The sequence below is a fragment of the Chryseobacterium sp. FW101-FHT12H09 genome, assembly GCF_058790395.1.
In genome coordinates, this window is the sequence record NZ_JBYTCP010000001.1 from 386,006 (window position 1) to 412,037 (window position 26,032).

General features: G+C 33.8%; 22 protein-coding genes. 7 read left to right on the forward strand and 15 right to left on the reverse strand.

Annotated elements, in window-relative coordinates:
- Positions 1 to 183: 183 nt before the first annotated feature.
- The 5 genes from AC3WRL_RS01715 to AC3WRL_RS01735 all read right to left on the reverse strand — a co-directional run bounded on the left by AC3WRL_RS01715 (position 184) and on the right by AC3WRL_RS01735 (position 2,996).
- A complete protein-coding gene (locus tag AC3WRL_RS01715; protein WP_089029699.1) occupies positions 184 to 471 on the reverse strand; it encodes a cell division protein ZapA in 288 nt (95 codons plus the stop codon).
- Positions 471 to 773 (reverse strand): V-type ATPase subunit a family protein, encoded by a 303-nt coding sequence (locus AC3WRL_RS01720; protein WP_214833682.1) that lies wholly within the window; start codon positions 771 to 773, stop codon positions 471 to 473. Before AC3WRL_RS01720 ends, AC3WRL_RS01715 begins: the two co-directional genes overlap by 1 nt.
- A gap of 139 nt (positions 774 to 912) precedes the next feature.
- Positions 913 to 1,695 carry a type IX secretion/gliding motility protein PorT/SprT gene (gene porT / locus AC3WRL_RS01725; protein WP_214833685.1) on the reverse strand — a complete coding sequence of 261 codons (783 nt, stop codon included), beginning with the start codon at positions 1,693 to 1,695 and terminating at the stop codon, positions 913 to 915.
- 3 nt (positions 1,696 to 1,698) lie between these two features.
- Positions 1,699 to 2,430, reverse strand: coding sequence for a bifunctional demethylmenaquinone methyltransferase/2-methoxy-6-polyprenyl-1,4-benzoquinol methylase UbiE (ubiE, locus tag AC3WRL_RS01730; protein ID WP_089029696.1), 732 nt, complete (start codon positions 2,428 to 2,430; stop codon positions 1,699 to 1,701).
- Positions 2,427 to 2,996 carry a hypothetical protein gene (locus AC3WRL_RS01735; RefSeq protein WP_214833688.1) on the reverse strand — a complete coding sequence of 190 codons (570 nt, stop codon included), beginning with the start codon at positions 2,994 to 2,996 and terminating at the stop codon, positions 2,427 to 2,429. The genes ubiE and AC3WRL_RS01735 overlap by 4 nt, the downstream gene beginning before the upstream one ends.
- Positions 2,997 to 3,096: 100 nt before the next feature.
- Here AC3WRL_RS01735 and AC3WRL_RS01740 point away from each other — a divergent pair, with 100 nt between their 5' ends.
- From AC3WRL_RS01740 to AC3WRL_RS01750, 3 genes are all read left to right on the forward strand, one after another.
- Complete coding sequence (locus tag AC3WRL_RS01740) at positions 3,097 to 4,164, forward strand: 3-oxoacyl-ACP synthase III family protein (protein ID WP_214833691.1); 1,068 nt, start codon at positions 3,097 to 3,099, stop codon at positions 4,162 to 4,164.
- 70 nt (positions 4,165 to 4,234) lie between these two features.
- A complete protein-coding gene (locus AC3WRL_RS01745) occupies positions 4,235 to 5,440 on the forward strand; it encodes a metallophosphoesterase (RefSeq protein ID WP_261511445.1) in 1,206 nt (401 codons plus the stop codon).
- Between the two features lie 36 nt (positions 5,441 to 5,476).
- The gene (locus AC3WRL_RS01750; RefSeq protein ID WP_492329597.1) at positions 5,477 to 6,301 is read left to right on the forward strand and encodes a class I SAM-dependent methyltransferase; all 825 of its coding nucleotides are present in this window, start codon (positions 5,477 to 5,479) and stop codon (positions 6,299 to 6,301) included.
- 5 nt (positions 6,302 to 6,306) lie between these two features.
- Here AC3WRL_RS01750 and AC3WRL_RS01755 read toward each other — a convergent pair whose 3' ends face one another.
- From AC3WRL_RS01755 to AC3WRL_RS01765, 3 genes are all read right to left on the reverse strand, one after another.
- Positions 6,307 to 7,059, reverse strand: coding sequence for a polysaccharide deacetylase family protein (locus tag AC3WRL_RS01755; protein ID WP_214833700.1), 753 nt, complete (start codon positions 7,057 to 7,059; stop codon positions 6,307 to 6,309).
- An 84-nt stretch (positions 7,060 to 7,143) separates the two neighbouring features.
- Positions 7,144 to 8,109, reverse strand: coding sequence for an NAD-dependent epimerase/dehydratase family protein (locus tag AC3WRL_RS01760; protein ID WP_214833703.1), 966 nt, complete (start codon positions 8,107 to 8,109; stop codon positions 7,144 to 7,146).
- A 105-nt stretch (positions 8,110 to 8,214) separates the two neighbouring features.
- Positions 8,215 to 11,061 (reverse strand): TonB-dependent receptor plug domain-containing protein, encoded by a 2,847-nt coding sequence (locus tag AC3WRL_RS01765; RefSeq protein WP_492329598.1) that lies wholly within the window; start codon positions 11,059 to 11,061, stop codon positions 8,215 to 8,217.
- Between the two features lie 246 nt (positions 11,062 to 11,307).
- Between AC3WRL_RS01765 and ggt the strand changes: the two genes are divergently transcribed.
- Both ggt and AC3WRL_RS01775 read left to right on the forward strand, forming a co-directional pair.
- The gene (ggt, locus tag AC3WRL_RS01770) at positions 11,308 to 12,996 is read left to right on the forward strand and encodes a gamma-glutamyltransferase (protein ID WP_492329599.1); all 1,689 of its coding nucleotides are present in this window, start codon (positions 11,308 to 11,310) and stop codon (positions 12,994 to 12,996) included.
- A 140-nt stretch (positions 12,997 to 13,136) separates the two neighbouring features.
- On the forward strand, positions 13,137 to 14,417 hold the full coding sequence (locus tag AC3WRL_RS01775; RefSeq protein ID WP_214833708.1) for a dicarboxylate/amino acid:cation symporter: 1,281 nt from the start codon (positions 13,137 to 13,139) through the stop codon (positions 14,415 to 14,417).
- Positions 14,418 to 14,471: 54 nt separating this feature from the next.
- Here the strand turns inward: AC3WRL_RS01775 and AC3WRL_RS01780 are convergent, their stop codons facing one another.
- From AC3WRL_RS01780 to gyrB, 6 genes are all read right to left on the reverse strand, one after another.
- Complete coding sequence (locus AC3WRL_RS01780) at positions 14,472 to 15,323, reverse strand: diacylglycerol/lipid kinase family protein (RefSeq protein ID WP_214834029.1); 852 nt, start codon at positions 15,321 to 15,323, stop codon at positions 14,472 to 14,474.
- A gap of 44 nt (positions 15,324 to 15,367) precedes the next feature.
- Positions 15,368 to 16,192, reverse strand: a complete 825-nt coding sequence (locus AC3WRL_RS01785) for a DUF3298 and DUF4163 domain-containing protein (protein WP_492329600.1) — start codon at positions 16,190 to 16,192, stop codon at positions 15,368 to 15,370.
- Between the two features lie 74 nt (positions 16,193 to 16,266).
- Positions 16,267 to 16,680, reverse strand: a complete 414-nt coding sequence (locus AC3WRL_RS01790) for a DUF5684 domain-containing protein (RefSeq protein ID WP_214833714.1) — start codon at positions 16,678 to 16,680, stop codon at positions 16,267 to 16,269.
- A 65-nt stretch (positions 16,681 to 16,745) separates the two neighbouring features.
- Positions 16,746 to 18,677: a DUF3858 domain-containing protein gene (locus AC3WRL_RS01795; RefSeq protein WP_492329601.1), complete on the reverse strand. Its 1,932-nt coding sequence runs from the start codon at positions 18,675 to 18,677 to the stop codon at positions 16,746 to 16,748.
- A gap of 2 nt (positions 18,678 to 18,679) precedes the next feature.
- Entirely contained in the window at positions 18,680 to 20,572 is a 1,893-nt protein-coding gene (locus AC3WRL_RS01800; RefSeq protein ID WP_492329602.1) for a DUF3858 domain-containing protein, read from the reverse strand.
- Positions 20,573 to 20,692: 120 nt separating this feature from the next.
- Positions 20,693 to 22,627 (reverse strand): DNA topoisomerase (ATP-hydrolyzing) subunit B, encoded by a 1,935-nt coding sequence (gyrB, locus tag AC3WRL_RS01805; RefSeq protein ID WP_261511437.1) that lies wholly within the window; start codon positions 22,625 to 22,627, stop codon positions 20,693 to 20,695.
- Between the two features lie 227 nt (positions 22,628 to 22,854).
- Between gyrB and AC3WRL_RS01810 the strand changes: the two genes are divergently transcribed.
- Complete coding sequence (locus AC3WRL_RS01810; protein WP_492329603.1) at positions 22,855 to 24,198, forward strand: cytochrome ubiquinol oxidase subunit I; 1,344 nt, start codon at positions 22,855 to 22,857, stop codon at positions 24,196 to 24,198.
- Positions 24,195 to 25,199, forward strand: a complete 1,005-nt coding sequence (locus AC3WRL_RS01815; RefSeq protein ID WP_492329604.1) for a cytochrome d ubiquinol oxidase subunit II — start codon at positions 24,195 to 24,197, stop codon at positions 25,197 to 25,199. Before AC3WRL_RS01810 ends, AC3WRL_RS01815 begins: the two co-directional genes overlap by 4 nt.
- 4 nt (positions 25,200 to 25,203) lie before the next feature.
- Here AC3WRL_RS01815 and AC3WRL_RS01820 read toward each other — a convergent pair whose 3' ends face one another.
- Entirely contained in the window at positions 25,204 to 25,971 is a 768-nt protein-coding gene (locus tag AC3WRL_RS01820; RefSeq protein ID WP_261511436.1) for an OmpA family protein, read from the reverse strand.
- Positions 25,972 to 26,032 lie beyond the last annotated feature (61 nt).

Below are 26,032 nucleotides of genomic sequence, written 5' to 3' on the forward strand. Positions count from 1 at the left end.
GCCTACAATAATCCAGTGATATAGAGTAAACTCCTAATCAACACGATTTGAACTGATTTCCACTGTCTGTAATCCGGAGAACCGGCACGCCATTCGATGGACATTTGTTCGGTAATTGTTTAGCGTTGAGTTTACCTTTAATGTGTTAGAATTATTGTAGGCAGTTGTTTCAGGAAAAAAAATCTATTTCCCAATTTCATTCAGCGTCAGATTAATTTTCGCTAATCTTTCGTTGGTTGAATTTATATTCTTTTCGTAGTTAAGAGATACAACCTCTGCATTAGTTCCCAATTTCAGGGCACACATTGCCAAAGCATCCTGTTTATCTCTAACATCGAAGTTTTGTTCAAAATCTTTAATCATACTTTCAATCTGCTTCCCTACTTTACGCAAAGTTTCTTCCTCGGCGGCTGGTACGTTCAGCGGATATACTCTTCCCGCAATGTTTATGGTTATTCTTCTTACCTCCATTATAATCCACTGTTTTGAAGCTGAGCAATACAAAAGTCAATTTCTTTTACCAATCGGTTGATATGGTTTTTCATTAATCTATTGTGTTCAGGATTTCCTGATATTGCTGAATAAAGTTTTATCTTTTTTTGTTCTTCTGCTAATACCTGACTTTTCTTTCTTTCCTCATCATATCTCTTCTTCAATTCATCATGCTCTGTATTCAATTCCGTAAATTTCTCACTGAGATTCTGATAGTTTTTATGTAAATTCAAAATCTTTTTTTCCAGCTCTGAAAAATTATTTTCTAAATCTTGAAGCATTTCAGGTTTTATATATTCTAACTGTTAGCAAAAATATAAAAATAATGACATTAACAAAAATAAATGTCTCTATATTTTGATATCATGCACAAAAAAGGAGATGCTTTTGCATCTCCTATATCTATTTAGAGTAAATTTTCTATTCAAATTTCAGTACAAACATGATTGCTCTGGTTTGTAAAGTAGATACTGCAGCGGACCAATAAGGAGGCGTATTCGCATTATCCGAAACTATTTCGTTATTCATAATGAATGTTCCTCTGATCGCTGGAGTCAGCTTAAATTTATTGAAATAAAACTGAATTCCCATTTCCGCAGACCATGCAAAGTTATGCGTTGTGGATCTGAAGACCTGTTGCAAATTGTCATCAGTAGAATCAGAATTGGACTGCAGGTTAACGATATAGTTTACCCCTGCAGCAACATATGGTCTTGAATTATACCATCTCTGCCCATGAAGTTCCAACATTACCGGAATATCCACTAAAGTTGATTTCACTTCTCTTACTCTATCCTTTTCGTGTAAAAGAATCGGAGTAAAAGGAGGATTTGTTAATGTACCAGCTGCATACTGATCATTCGATTGTGTATTAAAAGTTAGTTCCCTTTGAGCAAATTGTAAGCCTGGTTCAACTCTTAGATCCAAATAGTCATTCAATCTCCATTTTCCGATCAGTCCGGCTCCGAAGCTTGTGCTACTTTTAGATGAAACAAGATTATGATTCCCATTCATACCGTATCTTGGGTTAAGTACTATACGGTAGTCTAGTAAATTACCATTCAGATAAAAACCCCAACTAAAGATTTGTTGATCAAACTCTTCCAACTTATCCATTCTGTTTCGAGTTCTAAATTGCGCATCTGCAAAGATTGCAATATTTACTGAGGCTAAAACCAGTACTTTTAATAAAAATTTATTCATAGGTTACTTTGTTGCTTTATAAATTGTGGCTATACCTAAACTTAGTTTTTTATATTCAACTTTTTTAAATCCTGTATCTAAAAGAATTTGTCTCATCTTTTCCCCGAAAGGAAAAGCATTTACAGAATCCGGAAGGTATGTATATGCCCTATTATCTTTAGAAACCAACTTGCCTATTGCAGGTAATATATTTTTAAAATAAAACATATAAAATGGTCCCAAAAACCCCTCAACCTTTGAAAACTCAAGTATAAAAACACTCTTGTTATCTTTAACTACTCTTCTCAACTCTGATAAACCTTTTGTAAGATTTTCAAAATTCCTTACTCCAAATGCAACGGAAACAGAATCAAATCTATTGTCCTCGAAAGGTAAATTTTCTGCATCCCCTTTCTGCATGGAAATTTTGCCGTCTAAATTAAGTTTTTTTATTTTAATAACGCCAACATTTAACATTTGTTGCGATAAATCTAAACCAATTACTTTTGCACTGGTTCCTTTTTCAATTGTGATTGCCAGATCTCCCGTTCCTGTAGCCACATCCAGCACTTCTTGGGGGTTATCACTTTTCATCCATTTTACCAATTTATTTCTCCATATGATATCAATTTTCATTGATAAAACACGATTTAAAAGGTCATATTTGGGTGCAATATTGTCGAACATATCCTCTACCTGGCTTTTTTTTGTAGCCTCAGAATTGTAGGGGGTTACTTGGTTGATATCTTTTGTCAAAACTTGTAATATTCTTTATAGTAATTAAGGTAATCTTGTTTTCTGAAGATTTTTGAACGGGATTCCACTTTATCAATATTCTTGATTAATTTATCATAATCCTCATCTACATTATAATAAAAGTCATCTGTAAAAAGCTTATTGAAATGTTTAGCTCCGCCAAAATATTCTTTTCCGTCTATTACGGTTTTATTAAGCTCCAAAAGTAATGAATCTTTTTTAAGATTGTATCCATAATATTGTCGGTTAATATAATAATCCTGATGAGCGATGTTTAAAAGCCCACGAATCTTATTTACCTGGAAAGCAGAATCGTAAAGTATTTTTTTGTTTTGGTCGAAAACTTTAATAGAATTTTTTCCTTGATTTAAATCGACGGGTACCGACTGCCCTGCTGAAATAATACCTTCAGAACCATTATTAATTCTATAGTAATAAGTATTAGGAGTTGGGTTATCCACTAAGTAATAATTTTTCTTAGCTAAAAAAAGGAAATAAATCCCAAAGGCAATTATAAACGCCACAACGGCAATAGCTAAGCCTTTTAAGGATGGATTATTTTTCATAGACTGTAAAGTACAATTTTTGCAAATTTAATAATATTTTTAATTCTTTCTTATTAAGATTAATTATTAACTTTGCGTTTTTAAAAAATCATTTAAGCGAATGCCGAATACGATCATTATAGGTTCTGGATCTTATATTCCTAATAGAATTATAGGTAGAGACTTTTTCATGAATTCTGAGTTCTATACAGATGAAGGTGAGAAGATAGAAAAGCCTGCTGAAGAAGTTATTGCAAAGTTTGTAGAAATTACTGAAATAGAAAACCGAAGGTTTATTGAAGAGGACCTGTCCAACTCAAAAATTGGATATGAAGCAGCTAAAGCTGCTATTGAGGATGCAAAAATAGATGCTGAAGATTTAGATTATATTATTTACGCAAGTAATTTCGGGGAAGTTACAGTGGATGGCTATGTAAACTTCATGCCTAATATGGCTGCAAGAGTAAAAAATAAATTGGGAATACAAAATAGAAAGTGTATTACTTATGACATGATTTTTGGTTGTCCGGGATGGGTTGAAGCAATGATCCTCGCTAATAATCTGATCAAAGCTCAATCTGCCAAAACGATTCTTGTTATTGGAGCTGAGACTTTAAGCCGTGTTACTGATCCGCATGATAGAAACAGAATGATCTTTGCTGATGGTGCTGGTGCAGTAGTTGTAAAAGCAACAGATGAAGAGAATGTAGGAATTATAGCACACAATACGATCTGTGATAATGGTCCTGAATTATGTTACCTGGAAAATGGCCCATCTATCAATAAAGACGCAGACCAAAAACGTCTTTTTGTAAGAATGCAGGGAAGAAAGATCTATGAATACGCTTTAAAAAATGTACCTGCAGCAATTAAAGAGACTATTGATGACGCAGGACTTTCTATTGAGGACATTGATAAAATACTTATCCACCAGGCTAATGCAAAAATGGATTATGCAATGATAGAAAGACTCCATAAGCTTTATGACGTTAAAGATTATGATCATTCTATATCTCCTATGACGATTCAGGAATTTGGAAATTCTTCTGTAGCAACTATTCCTACCATGTTTAATTTAATAATTAAAGGAAAAATGGATGGTCAATCGTTTAAAGATAAAGGGAACATTGTTATGACTTCGGTAGGTGCCGGAATGAACATCAATGCGATCGTTTATAAATTTCCTTAAGAATAAATAATTTAAAAATATTAAAAAGCACAAAGGGAATTTTTCTTTTGTGCTTTTTTTAAATCTGATTATGCAAAAAAATTTTTTAATTATTGCCGCTATTTTTCTATTCCTGGAGGTATATATTTACCAGGCAATAAGAACATTAACAGACAATTCCTGGGTAAAAATCGGCTACTGCGTGTTATCACTAGCTATTTATGGAATTTTCGCTTATGAGATCACTCATTTTCAGAAATCAGATCGAAGTTCTATTAGAATCCAATGGATGATGTCTCTTTTTCTGATTTTCATTCTCCCAAAAATTTTCATTGTCCTGTTTTTATTGATCGATGATATTTTCAGAACAGGAACCTATATTTTAGGTTTTAGAAATCCGGCGGAGAATTTTTTTCCTGAAAGAAGGAAGTTTCTAAGTTTAATGGGACTGGGGTTAGGCGGAGTACTATCCGCACTTTTTATTGATGGAATTACTTTTGGAAAATATCGCCATAAAGTAAGAAAGGTAAAAGTAAAACTCACCAATCTTCCGAATAGCTTTAAAGGGTACAAAATTATACAGATTTCAGATGTCCATAGTGGAAGTTTTGCCGACCCAAGTAAACTGGAACACGCCATCGAACTGATCAATGAACAGAACCCAGATCTGGTTTTGTTTACCGGAGATATGGTAAATAATGTTTCGGAAGAATTCCTGCCTTTCATTCCTTTGTTTTCAAAAATCAAGTCTAAAGATGGTAAATTGGCAGTACTTGGAAATCACGATTACGGAGATTATGTAACATGGTCTTCTTTGGATGCCAAGAAAAAGAATCTTGACACACTTATCGATTACGAAAAACAAGCAGGGTTCGATATGTTGAGAAATGAACATAGAGTCATCGAAAAGAATGGTGAAAAACTCTATATTTTAGGAGTTGATAACTGGGGATTAAAACCATTTCCACAATTTGGAGATTTGGACAAAGCACTTGAAAGCGTCCCTGAATCAGCAGCAAAAATATTAATGAGCCATGACCCTACTCATTTTGATTACGTCGTAAAACAACACCCCGGAAACGTCCAACTGACTTTATCAGGACATACTCATGGTATGCAGTTCGGATTGGACTTAAAAAACATAAAATGGTCACCTGTTCAGTATCGTTATCCGAAATGGGCTGATATTTATGAAAGTGAAGGTAAGTTTCTTTATGTAAACAGAGGATTCGGAGTTTTAGGATACCCTGGAAGAGTGGGTGTATTACCGGAGATCACTCTTTTTGAGTTGTCTTAAATTGTATATTTTAGTAGAAATCAAAATATTATAAGTATGAAAGACACTGGAGAAAGGCATATTTTAAATGAAAATTTCAACAATAAATCTGAATTATATCTTCATTTGATGCATATTGCTACTTATGAATATGCCAGAAACTTTGTAAAAAACAAAAAGGTTTTGGACTACGGATGTGGTTCAGGTTATGGTACTCATATGCTATCAGAGAACACAGAAAGCATTATTGGCGTTGATATAAGTGATGAAGCTATTGAGTATGCAAAAAAAGAATATAGCGCTTCTAATTTACGCTTTATGACAATTTCTGAATTGGAAAATGAAAAATTTGATGTCATAACATCTTTTCAAGTTATAGAGCACGTTCCCAACGATCGTGAATATACTGCCCATTTAAAAAAGATGTTGAATCCTGGTGGCATTCTTATTATTTCAACTCCGGATAAAAAGCACAGACTTTTTAGATATATACAACAGCCCTGGAATATCTTCCATCTCAAAGAATACACTCCTGAAAGTTTGCAAAAAATGCTTTTAAAACATTTTAAAAAAGTAGAAATTTTAAAAATAGGTTCTGAGTCGGACTTGGTTTTGGAGGAGATTAAACGAACAAAAAAACAAAGAACAATCACGTTGCCGTCAACTCTGTTTTTTTATCCTTATTTCTTAAGAGTTTTCCTTTTAAAACTTCAAAAAAAATTATTCGATTTTATAAAAAAATCAAAATCCAACAATCAGAAAAACTCTGTACCAAGTACTGCTAAAAACTATTTTTTATCAGAATATTCCTTTAAAGATATTCTCTTTAAAAAAGATATGCAATACTCTACAGATTTATTAGTAATCTGTAAAAATGAATAATAGGATTAAAAAATATAATCTTTCATGCGGGAAGTAGCAAGCTCCTTCTCATTAATCCAGGTAAGGAGGGCATTTAATTTGTCCTCCATTTTTTTTCCTGAAAAGAATTTCCTGTAAAATGGAATCTCAAAAGGATAGGTTTTAAAATCGGTGAACTGCCACGAATTTAAATAGATCAGAACAAAGTCATCATTCTTCAAGGTTTCAAAGACCATATTCTGATAATACTTCATTGGCAATATTTGAAATACAAAATCATTGTATGGCAATTGACTGTACGGAGATATACTTTCAGGAATAATACTTAATCCATCTTCTTCTGAAATTTCAGTGTCTCTTTTTAATCGTTTTAAAGGAAAAAGAATATTTGCATTATCAATATTTGAAACATAATTGAACTCCAATAATTTCAAATTCTCCTGGGGGAGCTTCACCTCTTTTTGACGAATTCCCCGGATCTGTTTTCCAAAACATTCCTGGATATATTTCTTCAATTTTTCAATTTCGTGAAGGGTAGAGTTTTTATTATAAAAAGCAATTTCATGCCCGCGGCCTGAAATTGCTTTTATAAGATTTTGAAGTTTTTCAATGATAGAAATTTCAACAAAAAATGTTGCTTTGGTATCGTGAATATCTAAAATTCTAAGAATAGCTTTTGTATTGTCATTTGTTATTTTTAACCTGTCATCATTGGAAATCTGAACTCCATTTTTGGCTTCTGCTTCAATATCTACGATGTTAAAAGTCAATAATATCATTTAAAGTTAATTTTATATAAAATTTATAAACAATTAAAAATGAGACGTTAAAAACACTTTTAATTAAAGCTAAACTTAAAGTAATTAATTTTTATCTAATTTCACTTTAAGATTCTTGATCATATCTTTTGTCATCTCAGAAATTCCAAAATCATAAGTAAGTCCCCAGTCCTTTTTTGCAATTGAATCATCAATTGAAGCTGGCCAAGAGTCTGCAATTTGTTGTCTGAAATCTGGCTTGTAATCGATTGTAAATTCTGGAATTTCTTTCTTGATTTCTTCTGCCAATTCTTTTGGAGTAAAAGACATCCCTCCTAAATTATAAGAAGAACGAACTGTTAAACTTTCTTTTGGAGCATCCATTAGTTTCAAAGTTGCATTGATGGCATCATCCATATACAACATAGGCATTCCTGTATTTTCGGAAATGAAACTTGTATATTTTCCTTGCTCGATCGCTTCATAAAAAATCTCCACTGCATAATCAGTGGTTCCACCTCCAGCTGGGGTCTTCCATGAAATTAATCCAGGATAACGAATACTTCTTACATCTACCCCATACTTATCGAAATAATATTCACACCATTTTTCACCCGCCATTTTAGAAATACCATATACAGTAGTTGGATTCAAAACAACATCCTGCTCTACATTTTCTTTAGGAATTCCTTTACCAAAAACAGCAATTGAACTTGGCCAGAAGATCTTTTTAAGCAATCCTTCTTTTGCCATTTCACAAAAATGAAGTAGAGGCTCAAGATTCAGTTTCCATGCAAAAACCGGTTGTTTTTCTGAGGTTCCGGATAGTAAAGACGCCAAGTGATAAACTGTAGTAATGTCATAATCCTTGATAACCTGTCTTACCAATTGAGTATTGGTAACATCCATTCTCTCATAGTATCCGGCAGAAGTAATTCCTTTCTGCCATCTGTCTAATCCAGATGCTACAACATTTTCAGCTCCGTGGATTTCAACAAGTCTGTTGGTAAGTTCGGTGCCGATCTGACCTAAAGCACCTGTAATCAGTATTTTTTCCGTATAGGATTCCATTTTTATATCTTTTAGATTTTGAACTTTACAAAAGTAAAAAAATCATGCTTACCATAGTAAAAAAAGGTATGTAAAAACACACCTTTAGAACATTTATAAGATTTCTTAAAAATTTAAATTAAGCCTTGTAAAAAGAAACCTGCCGTTCATCCCAAACTGTGATACATTTCTTGAATACACAAACTGATCCTGATTAGAGAGATCAATAGTAGCTGGCTTATATTCTATATTTCCCGAAGTATTCATAGAAGCCCTTTGAACAGCTGTTGGCCCATAATTTTTATCCGGATAGATATCAAACAGGTTATTTGCACCAATCGTCAAAATAAAACTTTTATTGAACTTATATCCTACTGAAAGATCAGTTATTATTTTTGCACCCCACACCGGATGCTCTGTCTCAACAACACTCCCATTGATCATTTCATAACCAATTTTACCATCCCCATTAACGTCCATCGTATTTGGATCAGTCACTTTTCCGAAATAAACATTTCTTAGAAAAACGCTAAATCTATTGATTTCCAAGGCATTATTAAGTGAAGCCTTAAATCTTGGAACCGCTTCTTCAATATATATACGACTTGTTTCAGAATAATAACGATTGATCTGTCCTGCATTGATTAAAAGATCTGAACCGTGAATATTCCCTACCCTATTTGTTTTAGAAACAGTTACTGCCAGGTCAGAGTTCAATGAAACTTTTGGAGAGAATTTAGCTCTATGTGAAACTACACCCTCCAAGCCTTTTGTTTGGGTGTCAATAGCATTGGCAAAGAATGTTGCTGCATTGGCATTGGCTTTATCAAATTCAACCTGAAGATCATATAGAAAACTTCCACCTGGATAAGTTCCATTGGGTCTCAAAAACTGATCAGTAAGAACCACCCTGTTTTTAATTTTAATATAATATCCATCTACCGTAAGCGTAAGGTTAGCCGTAGGTATTTTAGCTGTAAAACCTGCAGAATAGCTTACAGATTCTTCCTGTTTTAATTGAGGAATCCCCAGATTCTTTGCTATTTGAGAATCATTAGAAAAGGTTCCTACTTCAAAAGCCGTCCCACCTACAAACTGTGTAGATGTTGCATTATAATAAATCTGCTGCAAAGATGGAGCACGAAATCCAGTGGAATGCGCAGCCCTAACATTAATCTGATCAGTAAGCTTATATCGTGTAGCTATTTTATAATTAAATGTAGACCCAAAATCTGAATAATTTTCAAACCTTACTGCACCACTCACAAGCCATTTATCCGTAATATCAAGTTCAGTATCCAGATATCCGGCAATGGAACTTCTTCCCTTGTTTAAACTATTTGCAGGCCTGAATCCCGGAAAAACCTGTGCTCCTCCTGGTCGTACTGTTCCCAAAAAATCAGTTGGTTTTAAATTGTCAGGAGTTGAAGCATTTTGAACATTGCCGTTAATATCATATAATGCCCACGAATCCTGCTCTCCGCTTGTAATTTTATACCTTTCAAATCTAGCCTCACCACCAAAAGCAATATTAAATCCTTGAAGCCAGTCAACTTTTGTATCAAAGTCTGCATTAATGGTATTCTGTGAAAAATTTAAGCCTCCGGCATTAAATTCTGTTTTACTTGGATAAGGCATCGAAGCATTAGCTGTATTTTTTATGGTGTAATCAAATGTATTACGTCCAAAAGTATTGCTTATATCATAATTTATATTTCCTATTTTTCCTTTAAAACCAGCAGCGAAAGAAAGATCAATTACATCAGAAGCAATTTCAGGCAAGAAACCATTGGGATAAATGGAAGTAGAAGCCCTGCCCTCATTCGGTCTACGGAAAAATCCACCAGCGTTACCACTTCTGTAAGAAATTCCACCAAAAGCGTAGCCCTGTATAGAGGAAGATAAATCAAATTGAGAGTTCATGAAAAATTGTCCCGATGTCAACCTGGACTGTCCAACCCTCATATTAAAATCATTTCTTGTTAGCCCTCTGTAGGCCAATTCATTTTCTGTAAAATCTGTGCGCAAAAGGTCCTGCAATCCAGCAATATTATTTGTGTTTTGAATCTGTGACTGAAAAGAAGGATTAAAATAGCTCACGCCCTGGGCGTATTGATGAATGTAATCAACGATTTGTTGCTGATTAGGTGTATTTCCTATATTACCAAAAAGAGAAGAAATATTAACTCCATTTTCTGATGCTCTTCGTTCAATAGCATTATATGCATTAAAAATATTACCTGTTGCCGTATTAGCTCTTCTCGTCTCGTCTCTTTTCATTAAACTTGCCGTGAAGTTGATGAATCCATTTTTCCCTAGTCCAGTACCATAATTAAGGTCTACCTGATATTTACCTCCATCCCAACCTCCAGTATGATCATTTGAGCCATTACTATTAAAACCTCCAGCCGTAATCGCAGCACTTAATGCATTGGTGTTTTTTTTCATGATCACATTAATAACACCCGCAATAGCATCAGAACCATATTGAGCTGAAGCACCATCTCTTAATACTTCCAAACGTTCTATTGCAAAAGCTGGTAATGCATTTAGATCTGTTCCCACAGAACCTCTACCGGGCGAACCATTTACATTAACTAAAGATGAAGTATGTCTTCTCTTGCCATTCAATAGAACCAGTACTTGATCTGGTCCTAACCCTCTTAATTGTGCGGGATCTATATGGTCAGTTCCATCGGCAACTGTCGTGGAATTTGATGTAAATGAAGGAGCGGCGTAATTAAGAATTTGATTAAGATCCATCTGCGGAGTCATAACAGATTGTGAGCCAATATTGATAACATCAACAGGCACAGGAGTATCTGTCGCTACCCTCGCTTTATTCCGGGATCCTAATGTAATTTTGATCTCTTCTATATTTTTTGTTTTTGTAGAATCTGTTTGCGCCTGCGCATACATGGAAACTAAAAATAATGAGCCTAAGGAAATAGCTTTTTGGTAATTTTTAATCATATTGCTTTTTTTCCAAAAGTAATGAATTATCTTTAAAAAACAATTTAAACACAATTAAAAGTCAATTTTATTAAATTATAATTATTTAAACCTAACAAATAATAAACAAAATATAACATTATCCATATTTCTGTACAAATGAAACAAATTTAACTAAATCCCTATTTTCACTTAATAGTTATGGGTTAGAAAAGGAAAATTTTGTTAAAAAATATATAATTTTGCTTCAAGGAAAAACAAAATGATATGAAGAAGTTATTATTCGCAGCAATAATTCTAAGTACAAATTTTTATTGGAGTCAGTTTACCGATTTCAACATCGTAAAAGAAGTTAAAGTAAAAAATAAGGGAGTTGTGGTTTCTGCACATCCTTTAGCCAGTGAAGCGGGCGCAAAAGTGATGAAGCTGGGTGGAAATGCTTATGATGCTATTGTCGCCACACAATATGCGCTAGCCGTTGTATACCCTCAAGCCGGAAATATCGGTGGTGGTGGTTTTTTAGTAGGTGTAAAAAATAATGGTGAAAAATTCACTATAGATTATCGGGAAACAGCTCCTAAAAATGCATCAAAGGACATGTATATCGACAAAACAGGAAAGGCGAATACAGATCTTTCTCAAAACGGCAGATTAGCAGTAGGTATTCCCGGAAGCATTGCAGGATTTTTTGCTACTTTAAAATACTGTAAACTTCCTATGGATAAAATTATCCAGCCAGCTATTGATCTAGCAGAAAAAGGATTTGCTATTACAGAAAAAGAAGCAGATATGCTGAACACTCATCAAGAAAGTTTTAAAAAAAATAATAAATCAACCTTTATTTTTGTAAAAAACACCCCATGGAAATCTGGGGATTTACTGGTTCAGAAAGAACTTGCAGAGACTTTAAAACTCATCCAAAAATTGGGAGCCAAAGGTTTTTATGAAGGAAAAACAGCTGACCTAATTGTTTCCGAGATGAAAAAAGGAAATGGTATAATTACTTCTGAAGATTTAAAAAATTATAAAGTAGCAGAAAGAAAAGCCCTGGAGTTCGACTATAAGGGAAACAATGTCGTTTCTATGCCGCTGCCATCAAGTGGGGGGATTCTTCTAGCTCAAATGCTTAGAATGGCCAGTTATGAAAATCTGGAAAAATATCAGCTTAACTCTACGCCTGCGGTACAGATCATGGTGGAAGCTGAAAGACGGGCTTATGCAGACAGAGCAGAATATATGGGTGATCCTGATTTTATAGCTGATAAAACAAACTATCTGATTTCTGATGACTACCTAAGAAACAGGTGGAAAAGCTTTAGTTTCTCAAAGGCAACTCCAAGTTCTGAAGTAGGAAAGATCATTAAACAACCTAAAGAATCTACAGAAACCACTCATATTTCAGTCATTGACAAAGATGGAAATGCAGCATCCGTTACTACAACCCTTAATGGATATTATGGAAGTAAGGTTTTTGTTTCTGGTGCAGGATTCTTTCTAAATAACGAGATGGATGATTTCTCAATTAAACCTGGTGTTCCAAATATGTTTGGAGCTGTAGGTGGTGAAGCGAATTCTATTCAGCCAAATAAAAGAATGCTTTCTTCAATGACACCAACCATTTTATTAAAAAACGGAAAACCTTTTATGGTAGTTGGAACACCTGGTGGAACAACGATCGCTACATCAGTTTATCAGTCTATTGTGGATGTGGTGGATTTTAAATTAAATGCTAATATCTCTGTAAATGCTCCTAAATTTCACCATCAGTGGCTTCCAGAGACCGTAACGGTAGAAAATGATTTTCCAGAGTCTACCATTAATGATTTGAAAGCAAAAAACTATGTTATCGAAAAAATAAAACAGATAGGAAAGACAGAAATGATCGTCATTGATAAGAATGGAAATATTCACGCTGTCGCAGATGGACGTGGAGACGATTCTGTTGCCACAGAATAATTTTCTATTTATTAATAAGCACCTTCAACAAAAATACAAAAGGATGGATTAAGGAAAAAAGAGTATTTTTTATGATATCTATCACAAATCGTAACATTTTTTTCTTATTTTTCATCCTTTAATAATGTAATACATCTCCATTGAAAGCAAAACAATTTTATCAGCAGCTTTATTTCCAAGTAATTATAGCCATCATTGCAGGTATACTTTTAGGCAGGTTTTATCCTGAATTAGGAGAAAAAATGAAACCATTAGGTGATGGTTTTATTAAACTTGTAAAAATGATTATTGCCCCAGTGATCTTTATTACTCTGACATTGGGAATTGCTCATATGACTGATCTTAAAAAAGTTGGTAGAATTGCTGTAAAAGCAATGATCTATTTTTTTACATTTTCAACTTTAGCCTTGATCATCGGTCTTATCGTTGGAAACATTTTACAACCTGGTTCTGGGTTAAATATCGACCCCGCCACTCTTTCGGGAGATGTTTCACAATATCAGCAGAAAGCCCACGACACTACACTTACCGGGTTTATGATGAATATTATTCCTGAAACATTGTTCAGTCCATTGGTTGGTGAGAATATTCTTCAGGTTCTGCTTGTTGCCATTTTAATGGGAGTAGCTCTTGTTCTGACAAAAGAGAAAAGCCAGAAAATAACAAATTTCCTACAAGATCTTTCAACTCCTATTTTCAAAATAGTTCATATGCTTATGAAGCTAGCCCCTATCGGAGCTTTTGGGGCAATGGCTTTTACGATTGGAAAATACGGACTTCACTCTGTTTTAAATCTCATATTTTTAGTGGGTACATTCTATATTACTTCAATTTTATTTGTTGTCCTTGTATTGGGTGCAGTGGCGTGGTACAATGGTTTTAGCATTTTTAAACTAATGTATTATCTTAAAGAAGAGCTCCTTTTGGTATTAGGGACCAGCTCTTCAGAATCTGCCCTTCCGGGAATTATGGAAAAACTCGAGAAGGCAGGTTGCTCAAAAGCAATTGTAGGATTGGTAGTACCTACAGGCTATTCTTTCAACCTTGATGGCACAAATATCTATATGACCCTGGCTTCATTATTTATCGCACAGGCACTCAATATTCATTTACCCCTTGAGAAACAATTAATGCTATTACTTGTTGCTATGTTAAGCTCTAAAGGTGCTGCTGGAGTTACTGGAGCAGGTTTTGTTACTTTGGCTGCAACATTAGCTGTTGTTCCTGAAATTCCGATCGCAGGAATGACCCTGATCCTTGGAATTGATAAATTTATGAGCGAATGTAGAGCTCTAACCAATGTTATTGGTAATTCAGTTGCTACCGTAGTCGTAGCCAACTGGGAAAAGCAATTAGACAAAGATCAGCTGAAATATTCTTTAAATCATCCACAAGAGATGGAAAAAAAACTAGAAGTTTAGTATAAAGCATTCAAAGTTATCAAAAGAATTTTTTCTTATTTGAATTGGGGGATTTTAAATCAGAATGGTGAGGCTGGCAGGAAGAACTTTAACATGAATGGGAGACTTTATCTTATTAAATTCACCATCCAAATGCCAGTTTTTGGTATTGACCTTAAATTCAATTTCTGAAACCGGAAGATAAGTCACATAATCATCATCTTTCAATTTTTTGGTAAACATCCTGTAAGCAAATAATGCGGAATAAGTTAATGGAAACTTTTTAACCAAAACCATATCAACTAACCCATCACTTTTACTCGCATTCGGAGCAATATATGCGTTATTACCAAACTGTCGGGTATTTGCAATATTCAACATTAAATATCTGCCATTATACTCTTGATATTTTTCATCCGTAAACTTCACTTTAATCGGTTTATAATTAAAGAATGTTTTAAGTGAAACCTTAATATAATTTTTGAAACCACGATCTGTTTTTTCAAATTCTTTCACCACTTTTCCATCAAACCCTGTCCCTGATACATTAATGGAAAGTTTATCATTTACTGTGAAAGTATCAATTTTCCTAGATTTCTTGGTTTTTATCTTTTCCAACAGCTCATCCAAATTCTTGCTAAACTGGGTTTCGTTGGAAAAACCATTCCCTGAACCTGCAGGGAAAATTGCCAAAATTTTATCGGTATTGATTAGCTGCCTAGCTACAGTAGAAATAGTTCCATCACCTCCTATCGCAACAAAAATATCTATTTCATTGAAATATTGCTGAATAAAATCATCAGTCCCCTGAATGGATTCAGAGATATAATAAAGAGGATTTTCAACCTTTTTCTTCAGTTCATTAAGAAATGGCTGATAATTTTTTTTTGCAGAAAACGGGTTGATGATAAAAGCTACTTTTTCCATTGGAGCAAAAATAAAAAATGCTTCCTGATTTGGAAGCATTATTCTTATTTAATTTTCATTCTTTCTTTAAATGTTGGATTTAAAGTTCCTTTTAAATCCTCCCATGAGACAGGAATAACGATATCTCCCGCTGCATAAGCTGCAATTTCATATGGGCTGTAGTGGAAATATAAATTTTTATCATCAAAATAGAAGTTATCAGATGCCGGGATCACTTCAACTAAAAGCATATCTGAATTTTTTACTTCTCCATCAGCGTCTGTAGTTCCACTGTTAAGTTTATTGATATTCTTCATTAAAATACCTTCCATTTTATTTTTAGGCATTGAGGTAATATCCTTAAGCTCAACTTTTTTATTATTCTTTAGGTCAAAAACTCTTTCAGCATAATTATAATTACCATGTGCCCCACCTTCATAAGAGCTCGACAAATATTCTATATGCATAAAATCATTATTGTTGGATTTCAAAGTCATCGTAAAATCTGAATTCCAATCCTGGTTGAAAGGTAGAGATGCTAAATCTTTACTATCCTTTTTTATAGAAGCAAAATATTCATTTTTTTCTTTTTGCAAAAGGTTCTGAAGCCCCTCTTTTGAAAAATCATTAATGCCTTTGTTACCAAAATAAATACTGTCTAAAAGCTTTTTATCCTTAATTGTTGGAAAAACAAGGAATTTAGAAGAATATTGAACAGAGAGAGAATCACTGATCTTCGTGGAATCATTTACTTTCACAGAGTCTACAATAAATTTTTGAAGCTCTTGTGTCTCCGTTTGGGTTTGCCCGGCATCTTTTGGATCTGTCTTTTTACATGCTGAAAAAACAAAGAAAGAAGATAGCGCTAAAGCAGCAATAATGTTTTTCATATTTTAAATTTTTCATATGAATACAAAAACCATTCAAAAGATGAATGGTTTTATAATTATTTTCATTTTTTTTCTTAACTAGCTGGTACTTTCTGGCTATCAAATTTATCATCATTAAAAGCCAATACCGGAATAAAGATAAAACCTAAGAAGAATAAAAGAATAGTATACAATGGTGTTTCTTTGCTAAATCCTTTTGCAAGCCCATCATTAACCATCCAAGAGGCAAATAGGTTAACAAATGGTATAAAAAATAAGATAATCCACCAAGTTGGTTTTTTAACAATACCAAGAAGAACAATTATATTATAAATCGGAATAAAAGCAGCCCAAGCATCCTCACGTCCTGCTTTCTGGAATATTTTATACATACAATATCCATAAAAAAGATATATGATTAAATAGAAAATCATCATTCCGATTCCAATTCCGGCCGCAGCAGCAGAATCCATCCCATCATAAGGATCTGTTTGTAAAAGAGTTAACATATTATTATTTTTTATTGGTTTGGTCAAATATAGAAAAAAGCTTCTATATACTAGAAGCTTTTTAGTTATTTTTTAATTAAACTTATAACCTGGTTCTCGCTTTTTGAAGCAACCCCCCATATTTGTTTAAATGCAGGATAATATTCTTTGGGATAATCCGGACTAAGAACCTTTGTCGTTGAAGTTACTTCTAACTTATTCCCTTTTTGCTCAGCCATATAACTATACTCAATTTCTTTGTCATCTGTTACAATTTTTTTATTTTTCGGCATTTCTTCAATCACATAACCTTCAGGAATTTCAAAAATCACTTTCTTAGCTTTTGTATATCCTGAAATAAAATCTATCGGATATTTTCTTTCTTCTGTCTGATCAAACTCATTAGAATTTTTATTTAGGAATAGCATTGGATTGATGATCATTTTCTTACCTATCCTATCAATTAAGTTTTCAGATGTAAAGTTCATTGTACTTTCAAAATCTCCATTTTCAAGCACTTTAGAGTCTATATTGGTAAAATCTATGGAAAAGTTGTCTTTATACTGCTTTTTATACTTCTCCATATTATCATCATAACTTTCTTTTGCAGACATTGCATAACTTCCTGTATCTTTATCAGAATAGGTTCCACTAATACCTCCATCTTCATTCATTTTCGCAACAGCAGTAAGATAAGAAAAACTAGGCTTTGCATTAGTCATGGATATTTGCTGTACCTTATCTTTAGAAAGTAAAATTCCAAGACCATTCCAATCTCTTGGAGGCAACATATCAATAGAAGACTGCTTTGAAGTAGCATCATATAAATGAAAATTATCCCCCAATTTAACGGTTGCAATAACAAAATTTAAATTCGAAACATTGGGAGATGCAAGATTGATCATTCCATTACCTACTGTAGAAATCAATAGTGGATCAGCTTTTAATCCAGCCTCTCTAAGCATCATTACTAAAAAAAGGTTAATTTCAGCTGCATTTCCTGTTTTTGTTTCCAATAATTTTTTTATCCCATCTTCTGTTCTTACCCCAGAATATTTGTTCCACGTAAATGTCTTTTGAACATACTTAAAAATGGCATCAGCTTTTTCACTCTCTGAATGTAAATCTAGAATTCCGGCAGGCATATTTTCTTTGGCCAGTTTTGTTCTTTTTAGTTCATCTCCAAAATCTTCATTTTCATACAATCTGTCTTTGATCTTATCCCACGATGAAGAGTATAGTTTCAGCTCTCTAAAATTCGTAGAATGTAACTCTGCACTAATTTTAGTTCTGTAATTTCTATCGTTTTTTATAAACTTTTCCGTCTTAAAACCTTTAAGATTTTCATATCCAAATCTATAGGTTCTGTAATTTGTACCGTACAACATCTTTTCTTCAACCTGTCTGTATTTAGGATTTAGAGAACCTGTGTAATTTACATTATAGGATACATTAGCAGGACTATCCAATACATATTCTGTGTATAATGAAGGAGTATCCGATTCAATTAATATTTGTGGAATTGCATATGTAAATGGAGATGTAACCTCATATTCATATTCTATAACCGAACCATTCTTAACATTGGGAAATGCAAATTTAGTTACCTCTGTATATTTATTCTCTTTACTCTTATATTTTGAGCTCTTATCAACTTTCATAGCCAAAGCTTTCCCATTCTCTAAATTGTAAGTAAAAGCTTTAATCTTAGACACCGTTTCCCGGTCACTACCATTCTGATAAAGAGGAATTTCAAGACTTAGCCAATCTTCAGCTTTGTCTTTATCATAAATCTTTACTCTGTAAAAAGCTTTTTTCTGAAGAGTTCCATTATTCGAATCAATATAAAAGTGTAAAGACTTATATAAGATCTCTGCAGGTGCATTTTCATCAAGTAATGATTTTTGTTTCGATAAATCCGCATCGTTGAATTTGGGTGCATTAAGAAACTCCTGTTTTTGAGCATCAATAAAAATAATATTTATTGATGTAAAAGCGATTAATAATATTTTTTTCATGTTTATATCTTAGTAATTAAAATTTTAGAATTATCCATGTTTACTGTTTTTTTTCTGAATTTGATATAGTCATTATATTTCTCCTTTGGATACATTCCTTTGTTTACTCTAATGGTTCTTGTTACCGTTAGTGCTTCTCCGTTTTTTACAAAGTTTAGTTGATACGTTCCAAACTCGGAGGGTAATTTTATATCGGCTGGAACTTCTTCTATTTTATAATTTTTAGGAATTTCAAAACTGATCTGGTAATCATCTTCAAAAGACTGCATTATTTCGAAAGGCAATTCCCTCTTTTCATCAGCTTTATAATTATTGTCTGAAAAAATAGGAACAGCCCTGAAAACCATACTATTTCCAGCATTTTTAGAATAATTATTTGCTTTAAAATCAAGACTGTATTGTGCCACTGCATTTTCCCTATCGTTAATAAAATCTTTCATTTCAAGTTTTTCAAAATGTAAAAGACCCAATTGGTTTTTTATAGCCTCATTTTTTTCTTTTGGAGACAATGAACCGTACCTCAAAGCATAATCGTATTGATTACCCGTAAAGGCAAACTGCCCTAATCCGGTAATACTATTATCTTCGTTAAGTATAATCTTTAACGTTTGCTTTTCCTTATTTTTTTCAGCTGAATAAACAGGAGTATTTATAAGTTCTATTCCCTCTTTTTTAATGGAAAGCACATTACGATCTGTTGTATTATAACTTAAATGATTAAAAGCCATCTGTTGAGAAGTATTCTCTAACCAAATATTCCCTTTATCCGTTGGAACCATAAGAATAGCATGATTTCCTCCCATGGTAGGAAAATCAGGGTCAAAAGATACTTGTGAAGAACTTGAGTTAATTACTGAATAATAGGAAGGTATTCCGGCTACATCCAAAAGCGTTTTCATATAATTTGTAAGCCCCTTGCAATCACCATATCCTTTTCTCTGCACCTCATCTGGCATCATAGGCAGCCATCCTCCAATTCCTAGTCCCACAAAAATATATCTAGTCTTACTCTGCATATACTGATATATCTTTTTTACTTTTTCTTCTGTGGTTCCTGATAAATTTAATGATGCAATTTCAGCTTTAATTTGTGGTGTGGAAACTGAAACAGGAGTTATTAAATTCTGATAATACCATATACCAAAATCTTTCCAGTTACTTAGACTCCCTTGTTTTCCCTCAAGATTGAATTTTGCTAATGAAAAGCTCACTTTAGGTAATATTTTGATTGGTTTGGGAAGCATAAAAGCATCATCGATAGCGGGAACATTCATATAAGAATACATTTTCCCTGTTCCACTTCCACTCTCTGTAACTGATGCATAATTATACGGAGATGGATATGTTTTTGTACGAAGTTCAATACCTGAATTATTTATTATTTTAAACTGACTGTTTTCTACTGAAGTATTGGTATCGGTAAATGGAACGAAGTCAGGAATGAAAATGGTATTTTCATTCGTTATCTGATAAGAAAATTCAATAGTATACGGATATTGTGTTGGAGTATAGGGTAATGCTAAATATCGACTATCAGAATAAAATACTCCCTGGGAATTATTTGCAAAATCTCCAAAATCTGACTTTGAATATGTTTTTACTTTTTTACCCGACTCATCATAAACGATTACTTTAACATCTGAAATGTGATCTCCTTTTTCATAAGGAATATAAGCTTGTGCTTTAGAATCACCATCTTTATTTAAAACGGTAGTCACAGTATTGATCTGATATTTGATTTCATCAATTTTCTCAATTTGAACAGTTGTATAATCTTTTCGAATAACAACATTAGCATCTTTCTTCAGATTTTCAGGAATTGCCGACACAGGGTAATTCTGAGAGTAGTAAACAGAAGCTATACACACAGCTCCTACGGTCAGGATTTTCATCATTGGTTACAAAAATTTAGCAAAAGTAACGAAATCTTAACAAATGTTAAAATTAAATTTCATGCACAAAAAAAAGACTTCATTTCTGAAGTCTTTTTTTTGTTCTTATATTTTAAAAATTAATTATACATCAATCTTAGCATATTTTGCATTTTTCTCTATAAATTCTCTTCTTGGTGGAACCTCATCTCCCATCAACATTGAGAAAACACTGTCAGCTTCCACTGCATTATCAATCGTTACCTGCTTAAGAATTCTGTGTTCAGGGTTTAGAGTTGTTTCCCAAAGCTGTTCAGGGTTCATTTCCCCAAGACCTTTGTAACGTTGTACCTCAACACCCTTTCCATCCGGAGACATATCCAAAGTAAATTCTTCACGCTCTTTTTCGTTATAAGCATATACTTTTTTGTTTCCTTTCTTTAGTAGATACAAAGGAGGTTGCGCAATATATACATACCCATTCTCAATAAGCTCCTTCATAAAACGGAAAAAGAAGGTCAGAATTAAAGTAGAAATGTGAGAACCATCGATATCGGCATCGGTCATAATAACTACTTTATGATATCTTAATTTAGCCATATTTAACGCCTTACTATCTTCTTCTGTTCCTACAGAAACTCCAAGGGCCGTATAAATATTTTTAATCTCCTCATTATCATATACCTTATGAAGCATGGATTTCTCCACGTTAAGGATTTTACCTCTCAATGGTAAAATAGCCTGGAAATGTCTGTCTCTACCCTGTTTTGCAGTTCCACCTGCGGAATCTCCCTCTACTAAGAAAAGTTCAGATTCTTCGGGACTTTTTGATGAGCAGTCAGATAGTTTACCTGGAAGTCCAGATCCACCCATAGGCGATTTTCTCTGAACCATTTCACGAGCTTTTTTGGCTGCCTGTCTAGCTTTTGCAGCTAAAACTACTTTCTGAACAATAATTTTCGCCTCATTAGGATTTTCTTCCAAAAAGTTGGTCAACATTTCCCCTACAATCTTATCAACAGCTCCAGAAACTTCAGAGTTACCTAATTTAGTTTTTGTCTGTCCTTCAAACTGAGGCTCCATTACTTTTACTGAAATAATAGCCGTTAAACCTTCACGGAAGTCATCACCAGTAATTTCAACTTTTTCTTTTTGAGGAATACCCAGATCATCAGCATATTTCTTCAAAGTTCTCGTCAAAGCACGTCTGAAACCTGCTAAGTGAGTCCCTCCTTCATGGGTATTGATATTATTAACATAAGAATGTAAATTCTCATTAAATGATGTATTATAACGCATTGCCACTTCCACAGGGATACTGTCTCGCTCTCCTTCCATGAAAATTACGTGCTCCATGATAGCCTCACGGCTTCCATCGATAAATTCAACAAATTCTCTCAATCCTCCTTCAGAATGGAAAACTTCTGCAGGAAATGAACCATCTTCATTAGGGTTCCTTTCATCTATAAGAGTTATTGTAATTCCTCTATTAAGAAAAGAAAGTTCTCTTAATCTTGTAGCAAGGGTATCATAATTATAAACAAGTTCCTGGAAAATTGTACTATCCGGCTGAAAGAAAACTTCTGTTCCTCTTTCTGTCGTAACTCCAATTTCAGCAACATCGGCAAGTGCCTTTCCTTCTGAATATTTTTGTTGGTATATTTTACCGTTAAGGCTTACCGTAGCTACTAACAAAGTTGAAAGCGCATTTACACAAGAAACACCTACTCCGTGAAGTCCTCCGGATACTTTATAAGAATCTTTATCAAATTTCCCTCCTGCCCCAATTTTGGTCATTACAACCTCTAAAGCGGATTTTTGTTCTTTTTCATGTAAATCTACGGGAATACCTCTACCATTATCTTTTACAGAAATACTCTCTCCTTTGTGGATGGTAACCAAGATGGTGTCACAGTATCCTGCCAACGCCTCGTCAATAGAGTTATCTACTACTTCATAAACCAAATGATGAAGACCTCTTACTCCTACATCACCAATGTACATTGAAGGACGCATACGAACGTGTTCCATTCCTTCCAATGCCTGAATACTACTAGCTGTATATTGTTTCTGACTCATATAAAATTATTAAATCTTGCTAAGCGCAATGACCTACAAATATCGTGATTTTTTTCGAAATATGAAAGTTAAAATATGTCAAAAAAGACAGAGCTTTCAATGGTAAAGAAGGCTCTTTTTTTCTTAAAAATAACAAAGTTATCACGTATTTCAACAATATCAACTGTTTTAAATCATATGCTCTTCTATAATTAATGCTTAAATTTATTTACTCAAAAATTGATATTATGGACGATTTCATTGCCGCTCGTGCCCAAATGGCCATGTCCCTTGGCTTCCACATTATTTTCTCATGTGTGGGTATGGTGATGCCTTTTTTAATGGCTTTTGCCCACTGGAAATACCTTAAGACCAAAAATGAAGTCTACAAAGGTCTCACTAAAGCCTGGAGTAAAGGGGTAGCTATTTTATTTGCGACTGGTGCTGTTTCCGGAACTATGCTTTCTTTTGAGTTAGGACTTCTGTGGCCACAATTTATGAAACATGCAGGACCCATTTTTGGGATGCCTTTTTCCCTCGAAGGAACGGCATTCTTTATTGAAGCAATTGCTATTGGATTTTTTCTATATGGATGGGATAAATTCAATAAATGGTTTCATTGGTTTTGTGGCTTTTTAGTAGGTTTAAGTGGTTTGGCTTCTGGAATTTTAGTTGTGGCCGCTAACGCATGGATGAACTCTCCGGCAGGTTTTGATTATATCAACGGACAATATTTAAATATAGACCCTATAAAAGCGATGTTCAACGAAGCCTGGTTTCCGCAGGCACTTCATATGACAGTTGCTGCTTTTTGTGCTACCGGATTCGCCGTTGCGGGTGTACATGCTTTTTTAATCATGAGAAAGAGAAATGTAGAGTTCCATACCAAAGCATTTAAAATTGCTGCCGGTTTCGCCTTGATCGGTGCTTTTGGTGCTCCTTTAAGTGGCGATATTGCCGCTAAATCTGTAGCGAAAAGACAACCTATTAAATTGGCTGCAATGGAAGCACATTTTGAAACAGAAAAAGGAGCTGCATTTGTAATTGGTGGTATCCCTGATGAAAAGAAGGGCGAAATAAAATATGCTTTAAAGATCCCAAAAGTATTAAGTTTTCTGGTAAGCAATGATTTCAATGCTGAAGTAAAAGGATTAAATGATTTTCCTAGAAATGAGTGGCCACCAGTTGCTGTTGTACATTATTCTTTTCAGATCATGATCTTTTTTGGTGTTATTATGATATGCATTGGTATCCTTTATGTTTATTCCCTATTTTTCAAAAAAGAATGGCTGAGTAAAAATTGGTTTCTTAAGACTTTTCTCATTGCTACTCCTTTCGGTTATATTGCTTTAGAAGCAGGATGGACAGTTACTGAAGTCGGTAGGCAACCCTGGATCATCTATGGGATCATGCGAACCGTTGATGCTGTAACTCCAATGCCGGGAATCCAGTATTCATTCTATTTTTTCACAGCAATTTTCGTTTCCTTATCATTGATCTTAATTTTTCTTTTAAAAAGACAGATCCAAATGGTACCGAAACTTTACGACCCTACAGATACTCAGTTTAATTCTAAAAATACGAAATCATGATCTATATTGTTATTGGCTTTCTCTGGCTTTCAATTTGCCTTTATGTAATCTTAGGAGGAGCAGATTTCGGGGCTGGAATTGTAGAATTGTTTACCAATAAAAAATCACGCCATAAAACTAAGGAGATCATGTATGAATCTATTGCTCCTGTATGGGAGGCTAATCATATGTGGCTGATCATCGCAATTGTTATCTTATTTGTAGGCTTTCCTGAAATTTATACAACCATGTCCACCTATTTGCATATTCCTTTGGTTCTTATGCTGGTAGGAATTATTGCAAGAGGTACAGCTTTTACTTTCAGACATTATGATGCAGTAAAGGATGACTGGCAGTTTTTATATACACAGATCTTTTATTACGCAAGCCTTTTAACTCCTTTTTTCTTGGGATTAATTGCTGCTGCTACCGTTTCTCAGTCTATAAATCCTGATGCGACCACCTTTTTAGACTTATATATTTTCAGTTGGCTTAATTGGTTTGGCGTTGCTGTAGGTTTGTTTACAGTATCACTTTGCGCCTATCTGGCGTCTATATTTTCGTTAAGAGAAACAACAGACAGATTAGAATTAAGTTTGATGATCAGAAAATCTAAACAAACAATGCTATTTGTGGTTATTACAGGAGCATTGGTATTTCTTTCCGCTTATCTTTCTGGAATTCCTTTAGTAAAGTGGGTCTTCTCAAAACCTCTGGGAATTATGTCTATTGCTTTTGCTACTGTTGCTTTAGGATTGATATTCCGTGCTATGAAACGACGCAAACTACTTCCTGTACGTGCTTTAGCTGGATTTCAGGTAATTATGATTTTAATTGCAGCAACCTATCAGCATAATCCTGATATTATTTTATTAGGCAATGGACAACATCTTTCTTTATTAGAACATGTAGCCGCACCAAAAACAATCTCAGCACTAGCCTGGGCATTAATGCTCGGTTCATTATTTATTCTGCCGTTTTTGTTTTATCTGATGTTCTCATTTAGTAAACTGAGAAAATAGAAAATTATTTTTTAAGCAAAACGATTACAACTCTCCTATTCTTGGTCCTGTCAACTTCCGTTTGCTCGGGATAAACGACTGGATCAAGATGCCCTTGTCCACTTGCTTTTATCCGACTGGATTCTATTCCTTGCTTTTGAAGAAATTCTTTTATAGCGCTGGCTCTTGTATACGAAAGATTAAAAGTATTCAAATCAAGATCTTTACCATCAAAATTATCATAGTCACAACAAATATGTCCTTGCAATTCAACCTCCATTGCTGGATTATCCCTCAATATCTTAAATAATTGGAAAAGTGTTTCGTTACCTGAGGAAAGCCAGATATGTCTGCCTCCTATAAAATTGACATTGGGAAGCGAATAAGTATTCTGAACCTTCATTTCAGAAACTTTTAAGCCCAAAAAACTTGGGAAAGTTTTGCCTGAAATCTTTTCTCCTTCAGCAAATTCTCTATCAATAAAAATATCTACTCTTCTATTCTTTCCACGCAACTCTTCTGAACTGTTATCATTAATCTGTTTTTCTTCACCCAGACCGACAATATTTTCCAATTTTATGTTATCCGTAATTTTCGTTTTTAGATATTTACTAACTGTATTGGCTCGATTTTCAGATAATATCCTATTATAATTGATACTTCCTACAGAATCACAGTTTCCAAAAATCCTGAATTTTAAATTGTTCTTTAGCTGAGCCAAACTATCTAATTTCTTTTCAGATTGTTTATCAAGCTCATACGAACCGTGAGCAAAATATATAGATTGAATCATTTGGGAATGAATTTCAACACATAAAAACAAAAAAAATAAAACAAAGAGTTTCATCGAAATT